The 16,968-nt window shown below is 57.1% G+C and carries 12 protein-coding genes; 1 reads left to right on the top strand and 11 read right to left on the bottom strand.

Features of this window, described 5'->3' with window-relative positions; translation table 11 throughout:
- Positions 1 to 92 precede the first annotated feature (92 nt).
- The 8 genes from K5Q35_RS11285 to K5Q35_RS11250 all read right to left on the bottom strand — a co-directional run bounded on the left by K5Q35_RS11285 (position 93) and on the right by K5Q35_RS11250 (position 9,714).
- A complete protein-coding gene (locus tag K5Q35_RS11285) occupies positions 93 to 1,382 on the bottom strand; it encodes a DUF2254 domain-containing protein (protein ID WP_220799631.1) in 1,290 nt (429 codons plus the stop codon).
- 63 nt (positions 1,383 to 1,445) lie between these two features.
- A complete protein-coding gene (locus tag K5Q35_RS11280) occupies positions 1,446 to 2,927 on the bottom strand; it encodes an alpha/beta hydrolase (protein ID WP_259650526.1) in 1,482 nt (493 codons plus the stop codon).
- 453 nt (positions 2,928 to 3,380) lie between these two features.
- On the bottom strand, positions 3,381 to 4,370 hold the full coding sequence (locus K5Q35_RS11275) for an ABC transporter substrate-binding protein (RefSeq protein WP_220799629.1): 990 nt from the start codon (positions 4,368 to 4,370) through the stop codon (positions 3,381 to 3,383).
- Positions 4,371 to 4,416: 46 nt separating this feature from the next.
- Positions 4,417 to 5,259 (bottom strand): ABC transporter permease, encoded by an 843-nt coding sequence (locus tag K5Q35_RS11270; RefSeq protein WP_013962221.1) that lies wholly within the window; start codon positions 5,257 to 5,259, stop codon positions 4,417 to 4,419.
- Positions 5,256 to 6,185 carry an ABC transporter permease gene (locus tag K5Q35_RS11265; RefSeq protein ID WP_220799628.1) on the bottom strand — a complete coding sequence of 310 codons (930 nt, stop codon included), beginning with the start codon at positions 6,183 to 6,185 and terminating at the stop codon, positions 5,256 to 5,258. The genes K5Q35_RS11270 and K5Q35_RS11265 overlap by 4 nt, the downstream gene beginning before the upstream one ends.
- The gene (locus tag K5Q35_RS11260; RefSeq protein WP_220799627.1) at positions 6,178 to 6,960 is read right to left on the bottom strand and encodes an ABC transporter ATP-binding protein; all 783 of its coding nucleotides are present in this window, start codon (positions 6,958 to 6,960) and stop codon (positions 6,178 to 6,180) included. The genes K5Q35_RS11265 and K5Q35_RS11260 overlap by 8 nt, the downstream gene beginning before the upstream one ends.
- A 23-nt stretch (positions 6,961 to 6,983) precedes the next feature.
- Positions 6,984 to 8,438, bottom strand: a complete 1,455-nt coding sequence (gene hydA / locus K5Q35_RS11255; protein WP_013962224.1) for a dihydropyrimidinase — start codon at positions 8,436 to 8,438, stop codon at positions 6,984 to 6,986.
- A gap of 25 nt (positions 8,439 to 8,463) precedes the next feature.
- Positions 8,464 to 9,714, bottom strand: a complete 1,251-nt coding sequence (locus tag K5Q35_RS11250; RefSeq protein ID WP_220799626.1) for a Zn-dependent hydrolase — start codon at positions 9,712 to 9,714, stop codon at positions 8,464 to 8,466.
- Positions 9,715 to 9,902: 188 nt separating this feature from the next.
- Between K5Q35_RS11250 and K5Q35_RS11245 the strand changes: the two genes are divergently transcribed.
- Positions 9,903 to 10,511 (top strand): TetR family transcriptional regulator C-terminal domain-containing protein, encoded by a 609-nt coding sequence (locus K5Q35_RS11245; protein WP_013962226.1) that lies wholly within the window; start codon positions 9,903 to 9,905, stop codon positions 10,509 to 10,511.
- A 57-nt stretch (positions 10,512 to 10,568) separates the two neighbouring features.
- Here the strand turns inward: K5Q35_RS11245 and preA are convergent, their stop codons facing one another.
- The 3 genes from preA to K5Q35_RS11230 form a co-directional block, all read right to left on the bottom strand.
- Positions 10,569 to 11,873, bottom strand: a complete 1,305-nt coding sequence (preA, locus tag K5Q35_RS11240; RefSeq protein ID WP_013962227.1) for an NAD-dependent dihydropyrimidine dehydrogenase subunit PreA — start codon at positions 11,871 to 11,873, stop codon at positions 10,569 to 10,571.
- Positions 11,873 to 13,207, bottom strand: a complete 1,335-nt coding sequence (locus K5Q35_RS11235; RefSeq protein ID WP_220799625.1) for an NAD(P)-dependent oxidoreductase — start codon at positions 13,205 to 13,207, stop codon at positions 11,873 to 11,875. Before K5Q35_RS11235 ends, preA begins: the two co-directional genes overlap by 1 nt.
- Positions 13,208 to 13,622: 415 nt before the next feature.
- Positions 13,623 to 16,877, bottom strand: a complete 3,255-nt coding sequence (locus tag K5Q35_RS11230) for a chemotaxis protein CheB (protein ID WP_013962229.1) — start codon at positions 16,875 to 16,877, stop codon at positions 13,623 to 13,625.
- Positions 16,878 to 16,968: the final 91 nt, after the last annotated feature.

Genomic DNA, 16,968 nt, shown 5'->3' with positions numbered 1-16,968 from the left:
ATGATGGCGTGTAACAGGGCCAACCTGACCTGCCATCGCCCGCACTGTTAGCCGATTTGCGACATCTGTCGTCGCGCGCATACAAGGCGGGTCTATTTATTTTCCCCGCGCACCTCCGGATGCGCGCTGGCACAAATGCGGTCGCGATCCGGTTCAAATGCAGTCGCTTTCAGCGCACGCGCCAGACTTTCCTGCGCAAAATCACATGCGGCGGCGGATAATTTGGGATCAGGATTCCCGATGAGATTGTCAAGCGTTTGCTGAAGCATCTGTTGCACCTCGACAACCGCAACCCCGTCGCGCGCGAGCGTTCCAAAACCGTCGCGCATCAGATCAATCGGATCAAGTGGTGCGACATACAGGTGATCCAGCGGGGTATCAGGCGTTGCGTTTTGCTCATCTTTATAGGCGGACAAGATGCGCCCGATGCGCGTGATAATGTCAATCGCCGTGCCCGGATCATTGATCCCCGGCGACAGGGCCTTTGACCCGATCTCTCCCAATACCAGCAGGCCAAAGCGCGGGTCCTGATCATAGCTGCGCAAATCAGAAAGGACGAGCATCTCGCGTATTTGCTCACAAAACGACTCCCAATCACGGATATTGTCCGCCCGGTCCACATAAAGCACTGGGGACTCTGCAAAGACGTAGCTGCCAATGTCGCGTGTCATGTAGAGTGTGACGTCGCACTCCTTTGCCAGCGTATTCATCGCTTCGGGATAAATGCATTGAATATAACCGCTGTCCCATGCGTTCAGCGTCTTGGCGCTCTCAGGTGCGTCATGTACGAGCGGCATGGCACCCAGACAGGGCGTCTGCAAACGCTCATTGAACCGGGCGCGGGTCACGGCCTCCACCTGACGGGTTGTATTGGTCAACTGACCAAACCCCTGCAAATGCAGAACCCAGCGGATCAGATAGACCACAATGATCGCCAGAACAAAGACCGTCATCCAGAACAGCACGAAGGCATGGTCGTCATCGTAAACGCCAAGTTCGCGCAGGATGATCCCCAGCAAGGCATAGACATAGGCCCCGATAAAGACGGCAAGCGTGTTCTGGGTGGTCCTGTCCTGCATGATCAAGCGGTGCACACGCGGCGTCCATTGCGTGGAGGAGGATTGATAGACCGAGACCATGACCGTGATCGAAAAGATCGTCACCGCAAGCATGGCGCTGGCAATCAGTTGCAACAGGCGGTCTGCCGCCGCGCCATCAAGGCTTCTGGACAGGGTATCGGGCACATAAAGCTCAACCCATTGGCTGAGGGCCACGGCAAGCACAGCCAGCAAGCCGATCAGCACCACCCGCACCCAGAGCTTGCGCGCATAGCGGCGGGCTTTGCGAAAGAGGGTCATCATGAAAGAGCTGGCATTATCCATACGCTGTCCTTAGCATCTTAGGCCGCCATAGCTAAATACCCAGTGAAGACATATGAGCGGCAATCAGGCGAGAAACAGCGGCGAACTGGCCGCAATAGACCACGCCAGAACAATGCCGGAGCCTACGCCCGCCGTCTCTGCCCCCTGCCGGAGCGCGACGGGGCGTGCCATCGTGCCATACACCAGATAAAACAGCACCATCACAGGCAAAACGGTAAACAAAAGCCCCAGGCTTTGTGAAAACAGGATCATGCTTGCCGATAAGGATGCAACAGGGACCATGCGTGCCACAACCCGCTGCCAAAGCGCTGCACCGTCCAGCAGGACACGATCGGCAACCACGAAGGGCACCGTACCAAGCAGAAGTACGCACATGATTGGCAAGCGCGGACCACTGGGCAGAAAGGCCGCTGCGTATCTGTCAAGCGCCACAGCGAAAACGCACAGGCACCAAAAGGTCAAAAGCAAAACACCGGAGGGTTTCGGCAAGGTCAAACGGTGACCCGCCGCCCGCAGCACAGCGAGCACCACAAGACCCCATGTGGCAAAGAACACAGCCAAAGCGCCAAAGGCCGCAGTTTGGAAAAGCCCACCCCCAAGGCCGAGCGACAAGCCGATGGCGGGCAGAACCGGTGCCAGCAGCGCGGCCCAGAAAACCTTTGGACCCACGGGGGTGGCGGGGGACCGGGACTGTGGCAACAGGCGGGTGAACGGCCAAAAGAGGACAACCAGACCCACCAATACCGCGGTGATCGCAAGGCCCTGCGGCATAGCCCGCCCCTGCCCGCGTATTTCGAACGCGGACATCAGCCAGTCGCGCGTTTCCCGCATCGTTTCAGCGGCAAAGAGAACAGCCACATGTTCTGTATTGGGGATGGCGACCGCGCGCCTGCTGACTGGCCCGTCGGATACGGTTTCGCCCTCAACAGGTTCACCTGCGACAAGTGCGACGGACTGGCGGGCCACATCGCGCAGTCGCCCCTCATATTCACCCGAAAGCACCAGCAATCTCTGCGGGAAATCTGCCGTGACCGCATCCGAATACATCGAAATGGCAACGATGGCGGATACCTCTGGCGATGCTTTTGCCGCGCGAATGACGATATCCGTCGCCATGGAATGGCCCAGCATGCCAACCGGGGTCACTGTGCCGATCTCGGCCTGCACAGCTTGCAGAACGGCGCGTGTCTGCGCCACCAGTTGCTGCGTTGTTCCTTCGATCCGGGTGACATCAGAGGACATGCGTTCAGGGTTGCGCCCATGGCCATAGAAATCAAAAGACGCGACCATAAAGCCAGCCCGTGCCAGATCACGCGAGATATACTGCATCATCTGGCGCGAACCGGCAAACCCATGCGTCACAATGACAAGAGGCCCCGGCAAGCCCGAAGGGTCGGTGTAGAGGGATACCCGTCCGACATCCGTGTCAATAATGCGCTCACTGACGGTCGCGCGTTCGCTCTCAAGACTGAAAATCGCTGCAGAAACACATACAGCAGCCAAGGCCCATAGCAGCGCACGAAATGAAACCAGATTTGCAACCATCAGCTTACGTCTTCGCCACAACGCATTTAACAATCCTTCTTTCTCCGAGCACCCGCCAGCCCAAGGCGCACACAGTGATGTACCTGTGTAGATGATAGGTCAGATTTCGCTTAGTCCATGGCGCGCTTGGATTTCACAGGGGGTCAGCGCGCTATTTGGGTTAAGGAGAATGCACCGTCCGGCGGCCTCACAAAAAGGTAGCAACGCCAGTCAAAACACCCGCAAGGATACTCAATTTCTATGTTTTCGTCAGCACTAGGTGGGATACTTCAAAACAGTAGTTGTCGTGCGCTGCACTACCGTCACAATTTGCCTGTCTCAAAGACCACAAAGCGCCGGCGCACGGTCATAACGGCGTATCCGAAAGGTTCTAAAAAGCTGGCATGACACCAAAATGTCAGCCAAAGTCGCGCGGATCGGTGCACCGCCGCGCGACTTTTTTTCTTGGACGCTTTATTTCAGCGCGGCATCCGTAATAGCGCTCGTCCATGCGCCATCGGGCGCTTTGGAGATCACCGGATCAGAGCCACCGGCCAGCAGTGTCGCCACCGTGCGCTCGTAATCGGCCACATCCAGCGACCCGTCCGAGCCTTCGATCAGCTTGGCGATTTCACCCATCATCCGGACCTGATGCGACTCGGTCTGGGCGCCGGTTTCATCATTGTCCAGAACAATACCCGCAGCCTCATCGGGGTTGGCCCCAGCGTATTCCCAGCCTTTCATCGATGCGCGCACAAAGCGGACCATTTTGTCCTGAAACACCGGATCGCTTAGGTTCTCTTCAAGCGCATAGATACCGTCTTCCAATGTGGCGACGCCCTGATCTTCGTATTTGAAGGTTACAAGCTCATCCGGTGACACGCCCGCATCGAGCACCTGACCGTATTCGTTGTATGTCATGGTGGAAATGCAGTCGGCCTGACGCTGTAACAGCGGATCGACATTGAACCCTTGCTTGAGCACAGTCACACCGTCCTCGCCCCCATCGGTGGAGATACCCGCCTGTGACATCCAGCTCAGGAAGGGGTATTCATTGCCAAAGAACCACACACCGATGGTCTTGCCCTTGAAATCCTCAACAGAGGTGATGCCGGTGTCTTTCCAACAGGTCAGCATCAGGCCCGATGTTTTGAAGGGCTGCGCGATATTGACGACCGGCAAGCCCTTTTCGCGCGCGGCCAGTGCCGACGGCATCCAGTTGAGCATCACATCAGCGCCGCCGCCAGCCAGCACCTGCGGGGGGGCAATATCCGGCCCGCCGGGCAGGATTGTAACGTCAAGCCCCTCTTCTTCGTAAAACCCCTTGTCCAGCGCCACATAGTAACCCGCAAACTGCGCCTGCGTGACCCACTGCAATTGCAACGTCACAGAATTGGCATCATCGGCATAAGCCGCCGTTCCCAGACCGGCCGCAAAGGCCGCGGATATCATCAGTTTTTTCATCTTCCATATCTCCTTGTCAGTATTGAAAGCGGGTCTTTCGCCCGCTTTATCGTTGTGACGGATGCCAGAAAGTCACCCGCTTCTCTATCAGGGCGATAAGCCCGTAAAACGCCGAGCCCGCAAGGGCTGCAACGATAATCTCTGCCCAGACCATATCCATGGCAAGCTGACCCACCGAGGTTGATATCCGAAAGCCCATCCCCACGGTCGGAGAGCCGAAAAATTCAGCAACAATCGCACCGATCAGCGCAAGCGTTGTGGCAATTTTCAACCCGTTGAACACAAAGGGCATCGCAGCAGGCAGCCGTAGCTTGAAAAGCGTGGTCCAGTAATTGGCACCGTAGGTCCGCATCAGGTCACGCTGCATCGCGCTGCTGCCTTTTAATCCCGCGACTGTATTCACCAGAATGGGAAAAAACACCATGACCCCGACAACCGCCGCCTTGGAGTGCCAGTCACTGCCCAGCCACCGCACAAAGATCGGCGCGGTGCCGACAATCGGAAGCGCGGCCATGAACGCCCCAACTGGCAGTATACCCTTGGTCAAAAAAGGCGAGCGATCCGCAAGGATGGCCACGGCAAAGGCCGCAATTGCCCCCAAGACATACCCGGTCATCGCCCCCTTGAGGATCGTTTGTTCAAAATCAGCCCAAAGCAGATGCGTGGAGACCGCAAAACGCGCCGCGATCGCAGAGGGAGGCGGCAGGATCACCCCGCTGATGCCCAGCATCTGAACCAGAATTTCCCACATCACCACAATTGTGACCCCGAATATCACGGGGATCAGCAAGCTGAACAAACGCGTGTCCGCGCGCGGCGAATGCGACAGTTTGATGTTCAGCCACCAGCCCAGCCCCCAAACGATCAACGCCAGCACATAGGCCATCATGCTGCCTCCATCCCCATGCGCCTGAGCGTCTGACGCTCAACCAGTGTCAGAATGGCAACCAATAGTGCCGCCGTAATCGCCGCCGCAAACAGGGCGGCCCATGTCACCATCGGCTGGCCGTATTGATCCCCGACCAACATACGCGCGCCAAAACCTGCCCGCGCGCCAGTCGGCAATTCGCCCACGATAGCACCCACCAACGCGGCGGAAATACCGATCTTGAGCGATGCAAACAGATAGGGCACCGAAGCAGGCAGGCGCAGCTTCCAGAACCCCTGTGACGGGCTGGCGCTATAGGTGCGCAGCAAATCAAGCTGCATCGCATCGGGGCTGCGCAGCCCCTTGACCATGCCCACGACCACGGGGAAAAAGCTCAGGTATGCGGAAATGACCGATTTGGGCAAAAGCCCCTGAATGCCAATAGCGCCCAGCATGACGATGATCATCGGTGCCAGCGCCAGTATGGGAATGGTCTGAGAAGTAATCGCCCATGGCATCACGGATTTGTCCATCGTACGGCTATACACGATGCCAACGGCCAGCAGAATGCCCAGACCTGTCCCTATGATAAACCCCAACAGCGTCGCCGAAAGCGTGACCCAACCATGGTACACAAGGCTGCGCTTCGACGTGATTTTCTTGGTGAATATACTGTCGTAAAGTTCGGAGGTGACCTGATGCGGCGAGGGCAAGCGAGGGCGCACCTGACTGTAGGTCAGCGGTATGATCTGCGGGTTTTTCAGCGCAAGCGCGAGGCCCGAATATTCCTGCCGCTCCGCCGGGGCCTCTGGCGCAATGGTCAATCCGTCCCGCTGCGCCTGATCTGCGGTCAGATGCGCGTTCATCGGCACAACGGCCATGGTCCAGAAGGCGATTATGACCGCCACCACAACGAGGGCCGGCACGATGCTGGCCAGTTTATTCATCTATGTGACCCGCGCGCAGCCCATCGCGCACACGGTGGGCGATCTCAATGAACTCTGCACTGTCACGGATGTCCAGCGGGCGCTCCTTGGGCAGCGGGCTGTCGATGACATCCGAAATACGGCCCGGGCGCGGGCTCATCACCACGATTTTCGTGGACAGATAAACCGCTTCAGGGATCGAATGGGTCACAAAGCCGATGGTCTTTTCGGTACGCGCCCAAAGCTGCAAGAGCTGCTCGTTGAGGTGGTCGCGCACGATCTCATCCAGCGCGCCAAAGGGTTCATCCATCAGCAAAATATCGGCATCAAAGGCCAGAGCGCGCGCGATGGAGGCGCGCTGCTGCATGCCACCCGACAATTGCCACGGAAATTTGCGGTCAAACCCATTCAGGTCGACAAGGTCCAGAACACGCGCGACACGTTCCGCCTGTTCAGACTTTGAGAACCCCATGATCTCAAGCGGCAGGCGGATGTTGCCGCCGATCGTGCGCCACGGGTAAAGCCCTGCGGCCTGAAACACATAGCCATAGGCGCGCGCCTGACGCGCTTGATCCGGTGTCATGCCATTCACGCTGATGTCGCCGGATGTGGGGGTTTCCAGCCCGGCAATGCAGCGCAGAAAGGTCGTCTTGCCGCAGCCCGAGGGGCCGATGAAACTGACGAATTCGCCCTTCTTGATCTCAAGGTTCACGTCCTTGAGCGCATGGACCGGACCGTCATTGGTTTCAAAGGTCAGATCAAGACCCTGCGCATGGATAATCGTTTCTTGGGTCACGCTCGGGCTTTCAGGTTCAGGTTTCAGACGCCGGTGGCGGGAATGCCGCTGCGCTCAACCGGGCGCGGGGCAGTCAGTTCTTTCCAGGTGGACAAGGCTTTGTTGGTCACGCCGTTGCCGTCGCGTTTGACGAATTTGCCATGTCCTTCCTGCGTGCGGATTTCACCGTCATGTATGGCCACATGACCTCGTGTCAGGGTATAGCGCGGCAGGCCTTTGACCGTTTGCCCCTCGAACACGTTGTAATCAATGGCAGATTGCTGGGTGCTCGCTGCAATCGTCTTTTCCTTTTGTGGATCCCACACGACAAGATCGGCATCGGCCCCCACCAGAACCGCGCCCTTCTTCGGATAGCAGTTGAGAATTTTGGCGATATTGGTGGAGGTGACCGCGACAAACTCATTCGGCGTCAGACGCCCCGTGGCCACCCCATGCGTCCAGAGCATGGGCATGCGGTCTTCCAAACCTCCGGTGCCATTGGGAATTTTGGTGAAGTCGCCCACGCCAAAACGTTTTTGCTCCGTAGTGAAGGCACAGTGATCGGTCGCCACGACAGACAGAGACCCGGATTGCAACCCGGCCCAGAGGCTATCCTGATGCTGCTTGTTGCGAAATGGTGGTGACATCACACGGCGTGCGGCGTGGTCCCAATCCTTGTTGAAATACTCACTTTCATCCAAGGTGAGGTGCTGGATCAGCGGCTCGCCCCAGACACGTTTGCCCTGCTGGCGCGCGCGACGGATGGCTTCATGTGCCTCCTCACAAGAGGTGTGCACCACATAGAGCGGCACGCCCGCCATATCTGCGATCATGATGGCGCGGTTTGTGGCCTCCCCCTCAACCTGTGGCGGGCGGGAATAGGCATGTGCCTCGGGGCCGGTGTTGCCCTCGGCCAGCAATTTGGCAGAGAGTTCCGCCACCACATCGCCGTTTTCCGCATGCACCATGGCGATGCCGCCCAGTTCAGCCAAGCGGTTGAAGGAGGCATAGAGCTCATCATCGTTGACCATGAGCGCGCCTTTATAGGCAAGGAAGTGTTTGAAAGTGTTGATCCCGCGATCCTCAATGACGGATTTCATCTCGTCAAAAACCTGCTCCCCCCACCATGTGACGGCCATATGGAAGGAATAGTCGCAATTGGCACGGGTCGATTTATTGTCCCACATTTTCAGCGCATCATGCAGCCCCTGCCCCGGAGATGGCAGCGCAAAATCAATGACCATCGTCGTGCCGCCCGCCAGTGCCGCGCGCGTCCCGCTTTCGAAATCGTCAGAGGAATAGGTGCCCATGAAGGGCATTTCCAGATGCGTATGCGGATCAATACCGCCCGGCATGACATAGCAGCCCGTGGCATCCAGTTCCTCATCACCGCTCAGGTTCGGGCCAATCTCGATGATGGTGCCCGCGTCGATCAACACGTCCGCCTTGTAGGTCAGATCATGCGTCACCACAGTGCCGTTTTTGATCACAGTAGACATAAGTGAACTCCTTGAAAGGGTGGGATCATGATACCACTTCGGCCGTTTCCAAGACCGCATGCAACAGCACATCCGTGCCCGCAGCGGCCCATTCAGGGCTGATTTCTTCGGCCTCATTGTGGCTCAGACCATCTACGCAAGGGCACATGATCATTGCCGTTGGGGCCACGCGATTGATCCAGCAGGCATCATGACCGGCACCAGAAATCAGGTTCATGTGGCTGTAGCCCAGACGCTCCGCCGCGGTGCGCACAGCGCTCACGCAGCCCTCGTCAAAGGTGACAGGATCAAACCCGCCTACCTTTTCAAATTCGATCTCAAGCCCCATGGCATCGACAATCGCCTGCGCCTCGGTCCTGAGGCGTGTTTCCATATCGGTGATCACATCCAGATCAGGCGAGCGCAGGTCCACGGTGAAAACCACCTTGCCGGGGATCACATTGCGAGAATTGGGATAGACGTCGATGTGCCCTGCAGCGCCCACTGCATGGGGCGCATGGGACAGGGCGATTTCATCCACCTTTTCGAGCACCCGCGCCATGGCAAGCCCCGCATTCTTGCGCATCGGCATCGGCGTTGAGCCGGTATGCGCGTCTTTTCCGGTGATGGTGATTTGCGTCCACGACAAGCCCTGACCATGAGTCACGACGCCAATTTCCTTGCCTTCAGCTTCCAGAATGGGGCCCTGTTCGATGTGAAGCTCGAAAAACGCATGCATCTTGCGTTGGCCGACTTCCTCTTCGCCGCGCCAGCCAATGCGCTGCAACTCATCGCCGAATGTCTTGCCCTCCGCATCTGTACGCGCATATGCCCAGTCCTGCGTGTGCAGCCCCGCAAAAACGCCGGAGGACAGCATCGCGGGCGCATAGCGCGTGCCCTCTTCATTCGTCCAGTTCGTGACCACGATCGGATGCCTGGTTTTAATATCCAGGTCATTGAGCGTGCGCAGCAGTTCCAAACCGCTCAACACCCCCAATACGCCATCGTATTTACCGCCGGTCGGCTGCGTATCAAGATGTGATCCCACATAGACCGGCAGCGCGTCGGGGTCCGTGCCTGCGCGGGTCGCAAACATATTGCCCATCTGGTCCAGCCCCATGGTGCAGCCCGCCGCCTCGCACCATTTTTGAAACAGGTGCCGCCCTTCGCTGTCTTCATCGGTGAGCGTCTGACGGTTGTTACCGCCCGCCACACCCGGTCCGATCTCTGCCATTTCCATCAGGCTGCCCCACAGCCGTTCGCTGTTGATCCGCAGGTTTTCCCCGATGGCTGGCATTGCGCGTTCTCCTTGGCAATCTGGCGTGCTGGCTCTTCAGTTTTTATTTGACCAACTGGTAAAAGCAACGCTACCAGAGGGTTCGGACGAGTCAAGGCGTATGCTTGACATATCAAGGGTATCATCGTGCTGTCGCACAACGGGCAGGCATCGCAATCAAAGATACTCCACCAATACGGGCGCAGCAGATGACAAAGACTGAAACGCGCATACAGAAAAAGAATCAAGCAGCCATCATGACGGCTGGATTGAAGGTGTTTTCGCAATACGGATTTCGCGGATCCACTCTGGATCAGATCGCCGCTGAAGCAGGCCTGTCAAAGCCGAACATACTATATTATTTCGCCTCAAAGGACGCGATTTATCGCGCGCTTTTAACGCGTTTGCTGGACGAATGGCTGCAGCCCATTTACGAGATAGATGCCAGCGGGGACCCGGTCGAAGAGCTGCTGTCCTATGCCCGCCGCAAGCTTGAGATGAGCCGGGATTACCCGCGTGAAAGCCGCCTGTTTGCCAATGAGGTGATACAGGGCGCGCCGCGCATCGGCGACGCCCTCAGCGGTGAGTTGCGTCGCGTTGTCAACAAGATCGCTGCGATCATCGATGGCTGGATCCGCGAGGGTCGCATCCAGCCTGTGGATCCGCATCACCTGATTTTCTCAATCTGGTCCATGACGCAACACTATGCGGATTTTGACGTTCAAGTGCGCGCCATCCTGCCGGATCAAGACCCGTTTCCGGGGGCCGAGCAGCACCTTGAAGACATGCTCCGGCGGATGCTGACCCCTCAAACCTAACTGCCGAAGCACTCAGGATGAGTACTCCGGCAGCCGGGGAGAAACGATTATCGTGGATTATTCGGCGGCAACTGCGCCGGGGTTGTTGGGGTGCGTGGTCCAGTTGGCGTAGTCTTTTTCCACAACTTTGCCGGTGCGCGGATCGACCTTGCCCTGCTCCATCGGGACCATGGTGATGCAGTTTTCAACCGGGCAGACCTCAACGCACAGGTTGCAGGCGACGCATTCCTCGTCGATGACGCTGAACACCCGGTCTTCGGACATGGCGATGGCCTGATGGGATGTATCCTCGCAGGCCGCATAGCACCGCCCGCAACTGATGCAATCGGCCTGATTGATCTGCGCCTTGGCGATGTAATTGAGATTGAGGTACTGCCAGTCTGTCGTGTTCGGTATGGCGGCACCCATGAAGTCACGAATATCCGTATGCCCTTTTTCATCCATCCATTGGGATAGGCCGGAAATCATTTCCTGCACCACCTTGAACCCGTAGGTCATGGCCGCCGTGCACACCTGCACATTGCCGCAGCCCATGGTGATATATTCAGCAGCATCGCGCCATGTGGTGACCCCACCGATGCCGGAGATCGGCATGCCGCGGGTTTCCGCGTCCCGCGCAATCTCGGACACCATGCTCAGCGCGATAGGTTTCACAGCCGGGCCGCAATAGCCGCCGTGGGTGCCCTTACCGTCAATTGAGGGGTGTGGGCTCATCGTATCGAGGTCGACCGATACGATGGAATTGATCGTGTTGATCAGCGACACCGCATCCGCCCCACCGCGTTTGGCGGCGGCTGCTGGTTTGCGGACATCGGTGATATTGGGCGTGAGTTTCACGATCACCGGCTTGCTGTAATACTGTTTGCACCAGCGCGTGACCATTTCGATGTATTCAGGCACCTGCCCGACGGCGGCCCCCATGCCACGCTCTGACATACCGTGCGGGCAGCCGAAGTTCAGCTCGATCCCATCCGCGCCCGTCGCTTCGACCTTGGGCAGAATGTCTTTCCACGCCTGTTCTTCACAGGGCACCATGATGGAGACGATCATGGCGCGATCCGGATAGTCCTTTTTCACGCGCGTGATCTCTTCGAGGTTGATCTCAAGCGAGCGGTCGGTGATGAGCTCGATGTTGTTCATCCCCAGCACCCGCCGGTCGGCACCGTGGATCACGCCGTAGCGCGGGCCGTTGACATTCACCACCGGCGGCCCTTCAGCACCAAGCGTCTTCCACACGACACCGCCCCACCCCGCCTCAAAGGCGCGGCGCACGTTGTATTCCTTGTCAGTGGGCGGCGCAGAGGCCAGCCAAAACGGATTGGGGGACGTAATGCCCAGAAATTCCGAAGTCAGATCAGCCATTATACGCTCCCGTTCAATGTTGCATGAATATCCATTGCCGCGTCGCGTCCCTCGGCTACGGCAGTCACGGTCAGATCATCGCCACCATGGGCACAATCGCCGCCGGCCCAGACCTGGTCCAGACTGGTGCGCCCCGCACCAGACACGGCAATTTTGCCGCTCTCGGTTTCAAGGGACTCATCCATCGTCAGCGTCTGCCCGATGGCACGGAAAACCTGATCGGCCAAAACGCGTGTCTTTTCACCGGTCCCGGCAAGGCGGCCATCAACCGATGCGGTATATTCCAGTTCAATCTCAGCCGCTGCCCCGTTGCCATGTATGGCGACGGGCTGCACATTGAACATCAGCTTGACGCCATGGGATGCGGCGAGGTCCTGTTCGTAGCGGCTGGCACTCATCACTGCACGGTCACGCCGATAGGCGATCGTGACATTCTCCGCGCCCAGCAGCTTGGACTGGACTGCGGCGTCCACAGCCGTCATGCCCCCACCGATGACCACGACGTTGCGGCCCACCGGCAATTTGCTCAGATCGTCCGACTGGCGCAGCGTCTCAATGAAGGACACCGCATCTGCCACGCCTGATTTATCGTCCCCCTCAAGGTTGAGCGCATTCACACCGCCCAGACCCACGGCCAGAAAAACCGCATCATACTGCGCCGACAAACTATCGAGGGTCAAATCACCGCCCAACGCCTTGCCGGTTTCGACCGTGATGCCACCGATATCCAACAGCCACGCCACCTCGCGGGCGGCAAAATCATCCGTGGATTTATAGGCCGCGATCCCATATTCGTTCAGACCGCCCGGTTTGGCGTGGCCATCATAGATCACAACATCATTCCCAAGCAATGCAAGCCTGTGCGCACAAGACAAGCCAGCAGGCCCCGCGCCCACAACCGCGATCCGCTTTCCCGTGGCCGCCGCGCGGGTATAGGGGTGGATGTCACGCTGCATCAGCGTATCGGTCGCATAGCGTTGCAGACGCCCGATTTCGACCGGTTTGCCCTCGGCCATTTCGCGCACGCAGGCCTGTTCGCATAGATCTTCAGTGGGACAGACCCGCGCGCACATACCGCCCAGTATGTTCTGGTCAAAAATCGTCTTGGCCGCTGCTTCGGGGGTGCCCGTGCTGATCTGGCGGATAAAAAGCGGGATGTCGATTTCCGTGGGACAGGCCGTCACGCAAGGCGCGTCATGGCAGAAATAACAGCGATCCGCAGCAACCGCTGCTTCATGTGGCTCCAAGGGCGCATGGAGGTCGGCAAAATTTGCGGCCAGCTCTTCTGCGTTCAGCCTTTCGGCAACGATGCCCGGTGTGCGTTGGCTTATCATGGCTACTCCGTCGGGTTTTGTTATATCGTCAGCATTGCATGGTTTAAAATTTTATCAAACGGTAAAAAATGGAAATTGGCAAGATTTTTTCATCCATGGCGTTCGATGCTGAAATGTTCATCAAAACCACCACCTGAGCGGTGTTGATCCGGCAAATCGCTTTCAGAAAGACGCATCCCTATGCTGAATACAGCATTCTGGCGACTGGCGCGCACGCACAACAGACACAGGCAGCGCACGGTGTCTGCGCTTGGCCGGTTTCAATTCATCGGCACCGATCTGGACGAGCAAGGTTAAATGCTTGACGCTTCAGAAGCAAACCGGGTGCGCGACAATATCCCCGAACGCCCGGTTTCTTTTTGCCGCGCGTCGCCCGCAGGACCGCTGAGCGGGCATGGCGACTACTGTCAACGCGTCAGTGTACGGTGCTGGTGTTGTCCTCGCTGACACGAAACACACCGATGATCTTGCCAATGTTGCCGTTCACGTCTTGGCGGGCCAAGCCGAACGACTCAATCGGGATCGTTTCACCATCCTCGTTGATGATGCGCAGTTTAAAATGAAACTCTCCGCCTTGTGTGCGCACTCTTTCCACTTCAGCTTGCACGGTTTCGCGGTCTTCGGGGTGATAGAACGACAACCCATCTTCCAGCTTTGGGGAAAAGGTATCAGGATCTTTGCCATGGATGCGGTACACCTCTTCGGACCAGAAAACCGTTTCATCTTCCAAATCCAGCGACCAAAACCCAATGCGCGCTATTTCTTGCAACAATATGAGTTGTGCAAGCGCATCCTCGGCCTTATCGCGCGTTTCTATGACTTCGGAGATATCCTGCCCGATCGTGTAAATCGAAGCGTCGTCTCCCGACGGGTCAGGAAACAGAAAGTTCTCTGAATTCAGGCAGACTTCCTTTTTATCCTCAACAGACCGGAGCCGCAGCATATCCTGCAGGTGACCATCATTGGTTTTCAATAGTTGGGCATCATGTTCCCGAATGGTATTGGAAATACTTCTCGAAACCAGATTGTAGAAATTGGCACCTTCCGCCTTGTGACGCGTGGTGCCGAAAAACCGCGCTGACTTTTCGCTGATCCGCAAAATGGTGCCATCCTGCGCGCGGTTCAGCATGTAGATTTCGCCATGATCCAGAATGAGGTCCAACTCCTGCGCCAGCCCCGGAAAGGCCGAGACAACCATCGTAACCCCTTTCATTTGACCGCGCATGTCAAAAAACGGCGAACTTGTCAGCTTGTATCGCGAACCACCCGAATTGAATTCCTTTGTAATGGGCTCGCCCAGTTTGAGTGTTTCATTGCAGATCGGCGCCAAGGGCGGAAAACTATTGGGCAGGACGCATTGGCTGATATGCGGATTTGACACGGGACGCGTCAAATTGAACATGTCGCAGGCGGCATTGGTCGCTTGTGATATCTGCAAGGCGGTATCGAGCACCATGATCGACAGTGGCGCGGTTTCCAGCACTGACATCAGTTCGCCCGTGCGACCGCTCAATTCCGCCGCCGTGACCTGAAGCTCTTCGTTGACAGTGATCAGCTCTTCGTTGGTGGACTGCAATTCTTCGTTGGATGTTTCCAACTCTTCGTTGGTTGCCTGCAGTTCTTCATTTGTGGATTGCAATTCCTCATTCAGGGATTGCAGTTCCTCATTGGAAGTTTCCAACTCCTCGATGGTCTGCTGCAGCGCTTCTCTGGTTGTCGCCACTTCATCTTCGAGCAAGCGTATTCTGTCACTTTCAAAAATCGAGTCCTCATCGACTTCCGAAGCACCGGAGGCTTTGCTGCGATCGACCTGCACCTCGGTAAAGACCACCAAGGCCGCGCGCTCGTTTATGTCGCGTGCTATGATGGGGTAAACGTCGAGCCTGATTTCGGCGTCGTCGTCTTCCGCGAGCAGATGGCGCACGCCGCTGCGGTGTTCGCCATGCTTCAAGGCAAGTGTGACGAGGCTGCGCGCTTCTTCACGAAACGGTCTGCGCAGCAGATCAATGTGCATCTTCAGGTTACTGGTTTCGTTCATCTCGATGAACGGGCTGACGTTTCCGTAGACCCTGATGATCCCGTAGTCATCCGTCACCAACACCGAATTCTTGCCCAGAGCCAGTGCCAGCGCCTCGAACATTTGCCGGTCCGTGGATTGCCCCGGATCCTGCCCCTGTTTGATCTGCATCGGCACCTTGCTGCGCGATTTTGGCAGGTTGCGCGGGTTGGAAAACACGTTCTGATCCGTTCGCCGGATCGAGCGGCGTCTGTAGATATGGGCCGAATGGCTGTCCTGTACGAACATTTCGTCCGAGCCAGCGACCGTTTCCGCCGTCCCCAGGAACATCAGGGAGTTGTCAGTCATGGCGTAGTGAAACCGTGACATGACCTTGTGCTGCAAGGCGTTTCCAAAATATATCAACAGGTTACGACAGCAGAGCAAATCTACCTTTTGAAAGGGCGGGTCCTGACAGACATTGTGATCAGAAAACAAAATGGCGGAGCGCAGGGAATCGATGACCCGGATGCCGTCGTTCTGGGTCATGAAATAGCGATCAGACAGGCTTTTGGGGATGTCGTTCAGCGCGGCCATGCCATAGACGCCCTTGCGCGCGACGTCCAAGGCGTCTTTGTCAATGTCAGTCGCAAAGATCTGGACGTGGTCTTTCAAATTTACCGTAGGGCCACCGAGAGCTTCGGACAGTAGGATCGCAATCGAATAGGCTTCTTCCCCGGTCGCACATCCCGCGATCCAGACCCTGAACGGTGGGTTTGACTTTTTCTTCAGCAGCGCCGGCAGCATCTCCTTGAGTTGCTCAAACTCCGATTTGTCGCGAAAGAACCGCGTGACAGAAATCAGCAGATCTTTGAACAGTGCATCCACAGCGTTCGGGTTTACGCGACAAAACTGCGTATATTCCGCATGGCTTTCGATCCCCAAGGCCACCATGCGGCGCTCAATCCGCCGGTTGATCGTGGTTTGCTTGTACTCGCGAAAATCCACCCGCGTCCTTGCAAGCAGGATTTGCAACAGATCCAATGCCGGGCTGGTCTCGGACGTTTCCTGGCGGAAGGCGTCAAAGTCGCGTGCAGACGACAGGATCTTTTGCAGATGCGTCCCGATTTCGAAGGGGCGCAACACCAGATCAACGCAGCCCGTTTGCATCGCAGACATTGGCATGCCGTCATATTTTGCACTTTCGGTGTCTTGTGCAATCGTAATCCCGCCCGCCTCACGGATCGCCTGCACACCATAGGCGCCATCGGTGCCTGTGCCGGACAAGATAATAGCCATGGATTTTTCACCATGTTGATCCGCGAGGCTCAGCAGAAACCGGTCAACGGATGGTTTCGGCGATGCCACCTCATGGCTGGGTTCGACAAGACGCAACTTGCCCTCATCATAGATAATATCGGTATTGGGGGGCGTGATGTAGATGACATTCGGCTCTGGCAGAATGCTGTCCTTGACGTCTTTGACGATCAGACTTGTCTGGCGCGCAACCAATTCTGTCATCAGGCTTTTGTGATGGGGTGACATGTGTTGCACCACCACATAGGCCACTTTCATTTTTGTTGGCAATGTTGCGACAAGCTCGCGTATCGCTTCGAGACCACCGGCCGAAGACCCGATCCCGATGATAGTTATTTCTTTATTGTCGTCTGTCACGTTTCGTGTCCCCGCAAGTCCTTTTGGCCGTTAGGCTATTTAGTCATATGTTAACGGATGCCGCCCTGCAATCGGCAACTTAAAGTTGCGA

This window comes from Roseobacter sp. OBYS 0001 (genome assembly GCF_019654895.1).
GTDB lineage: Bacteria > Pseudomonadota > Alphaproteobacteria > Rhodobacterales > Rhodobacteraceae > Roseobacter > Roseobacter litoralis.
This window is presented reverse-complemented; position numbering and strand designations above follow the sequence as displayed.

Coding starts and splice junctions, on each gene's coding strand:
- K5Q35_RS11250 (WP_220799626.1), bottom strand. CDS start 9,714: ATGCCAGCCATCGGGGAAAACCTGCGGATCAACAGCGAACGGCTGTGG.
- K5Q35_RS11285 (WP_220799631.1), bottom strand. CDS start 1,382: ATGGATAATGCCAGCTCTTTCATGATGACCCTCTTTCGCAAAGCCCGC.
- preA (WP_013962227.1), bottom strand. CDS start 11,873: ATGGCTGATCTGACTTCGGAATTTCTGGGCATTACGTCCCCCAATCCG.
- K5Q35_RS11275 (WP_220799629.1), bottom strand. CDS start 4,370: ATGAAAAAACTGATGATATCCGCGGCCTTTGCGGCCGGTCTGGGAACG.
- K5Q35_RS11270 (WP_013962221.1), bottom strand. CDS start 5,259: ATGATGGCCTATGTGCTGGCGTTGATCGTTTGGGGGCTGGGCTGGTGG.
- K5Q35_RS11280 (WP_259650526.1), bottom strand. CDS start 2,927: ATGGTTGCAAATCTGGTTTCATTTCGTGCGCTGCTATGGGCCTTGGCT.
- K5Q35_RS11265 (WP_220799628.1), bottom strand. CDS start 6,185: ATGAATAAACTGGCCAGCATCGTGCCGGCCCTCGTTGTGGTGGCGGTC.
- K5Q35_RS11245 (WP_013962226.1), top strand. CDS start 9,903: ATGACAAAGACTGAAACGCGCATACAGAAAAAGAATCAAGCAGCCATC.
- hydA (WP_013962224.1), bottom strand. CDS start 8,438: ATGTCTACTGTGATCAAAAACGGCACTGTGGTGACGCATGATCTGACC.
- K5Q35_RS11235 (WP_220799625.1), bottom strand. CDS start 13,207: ATGATAAGCCAACGCACACCGGGCATCGTTGCCGAAAGGCTGAACGCA.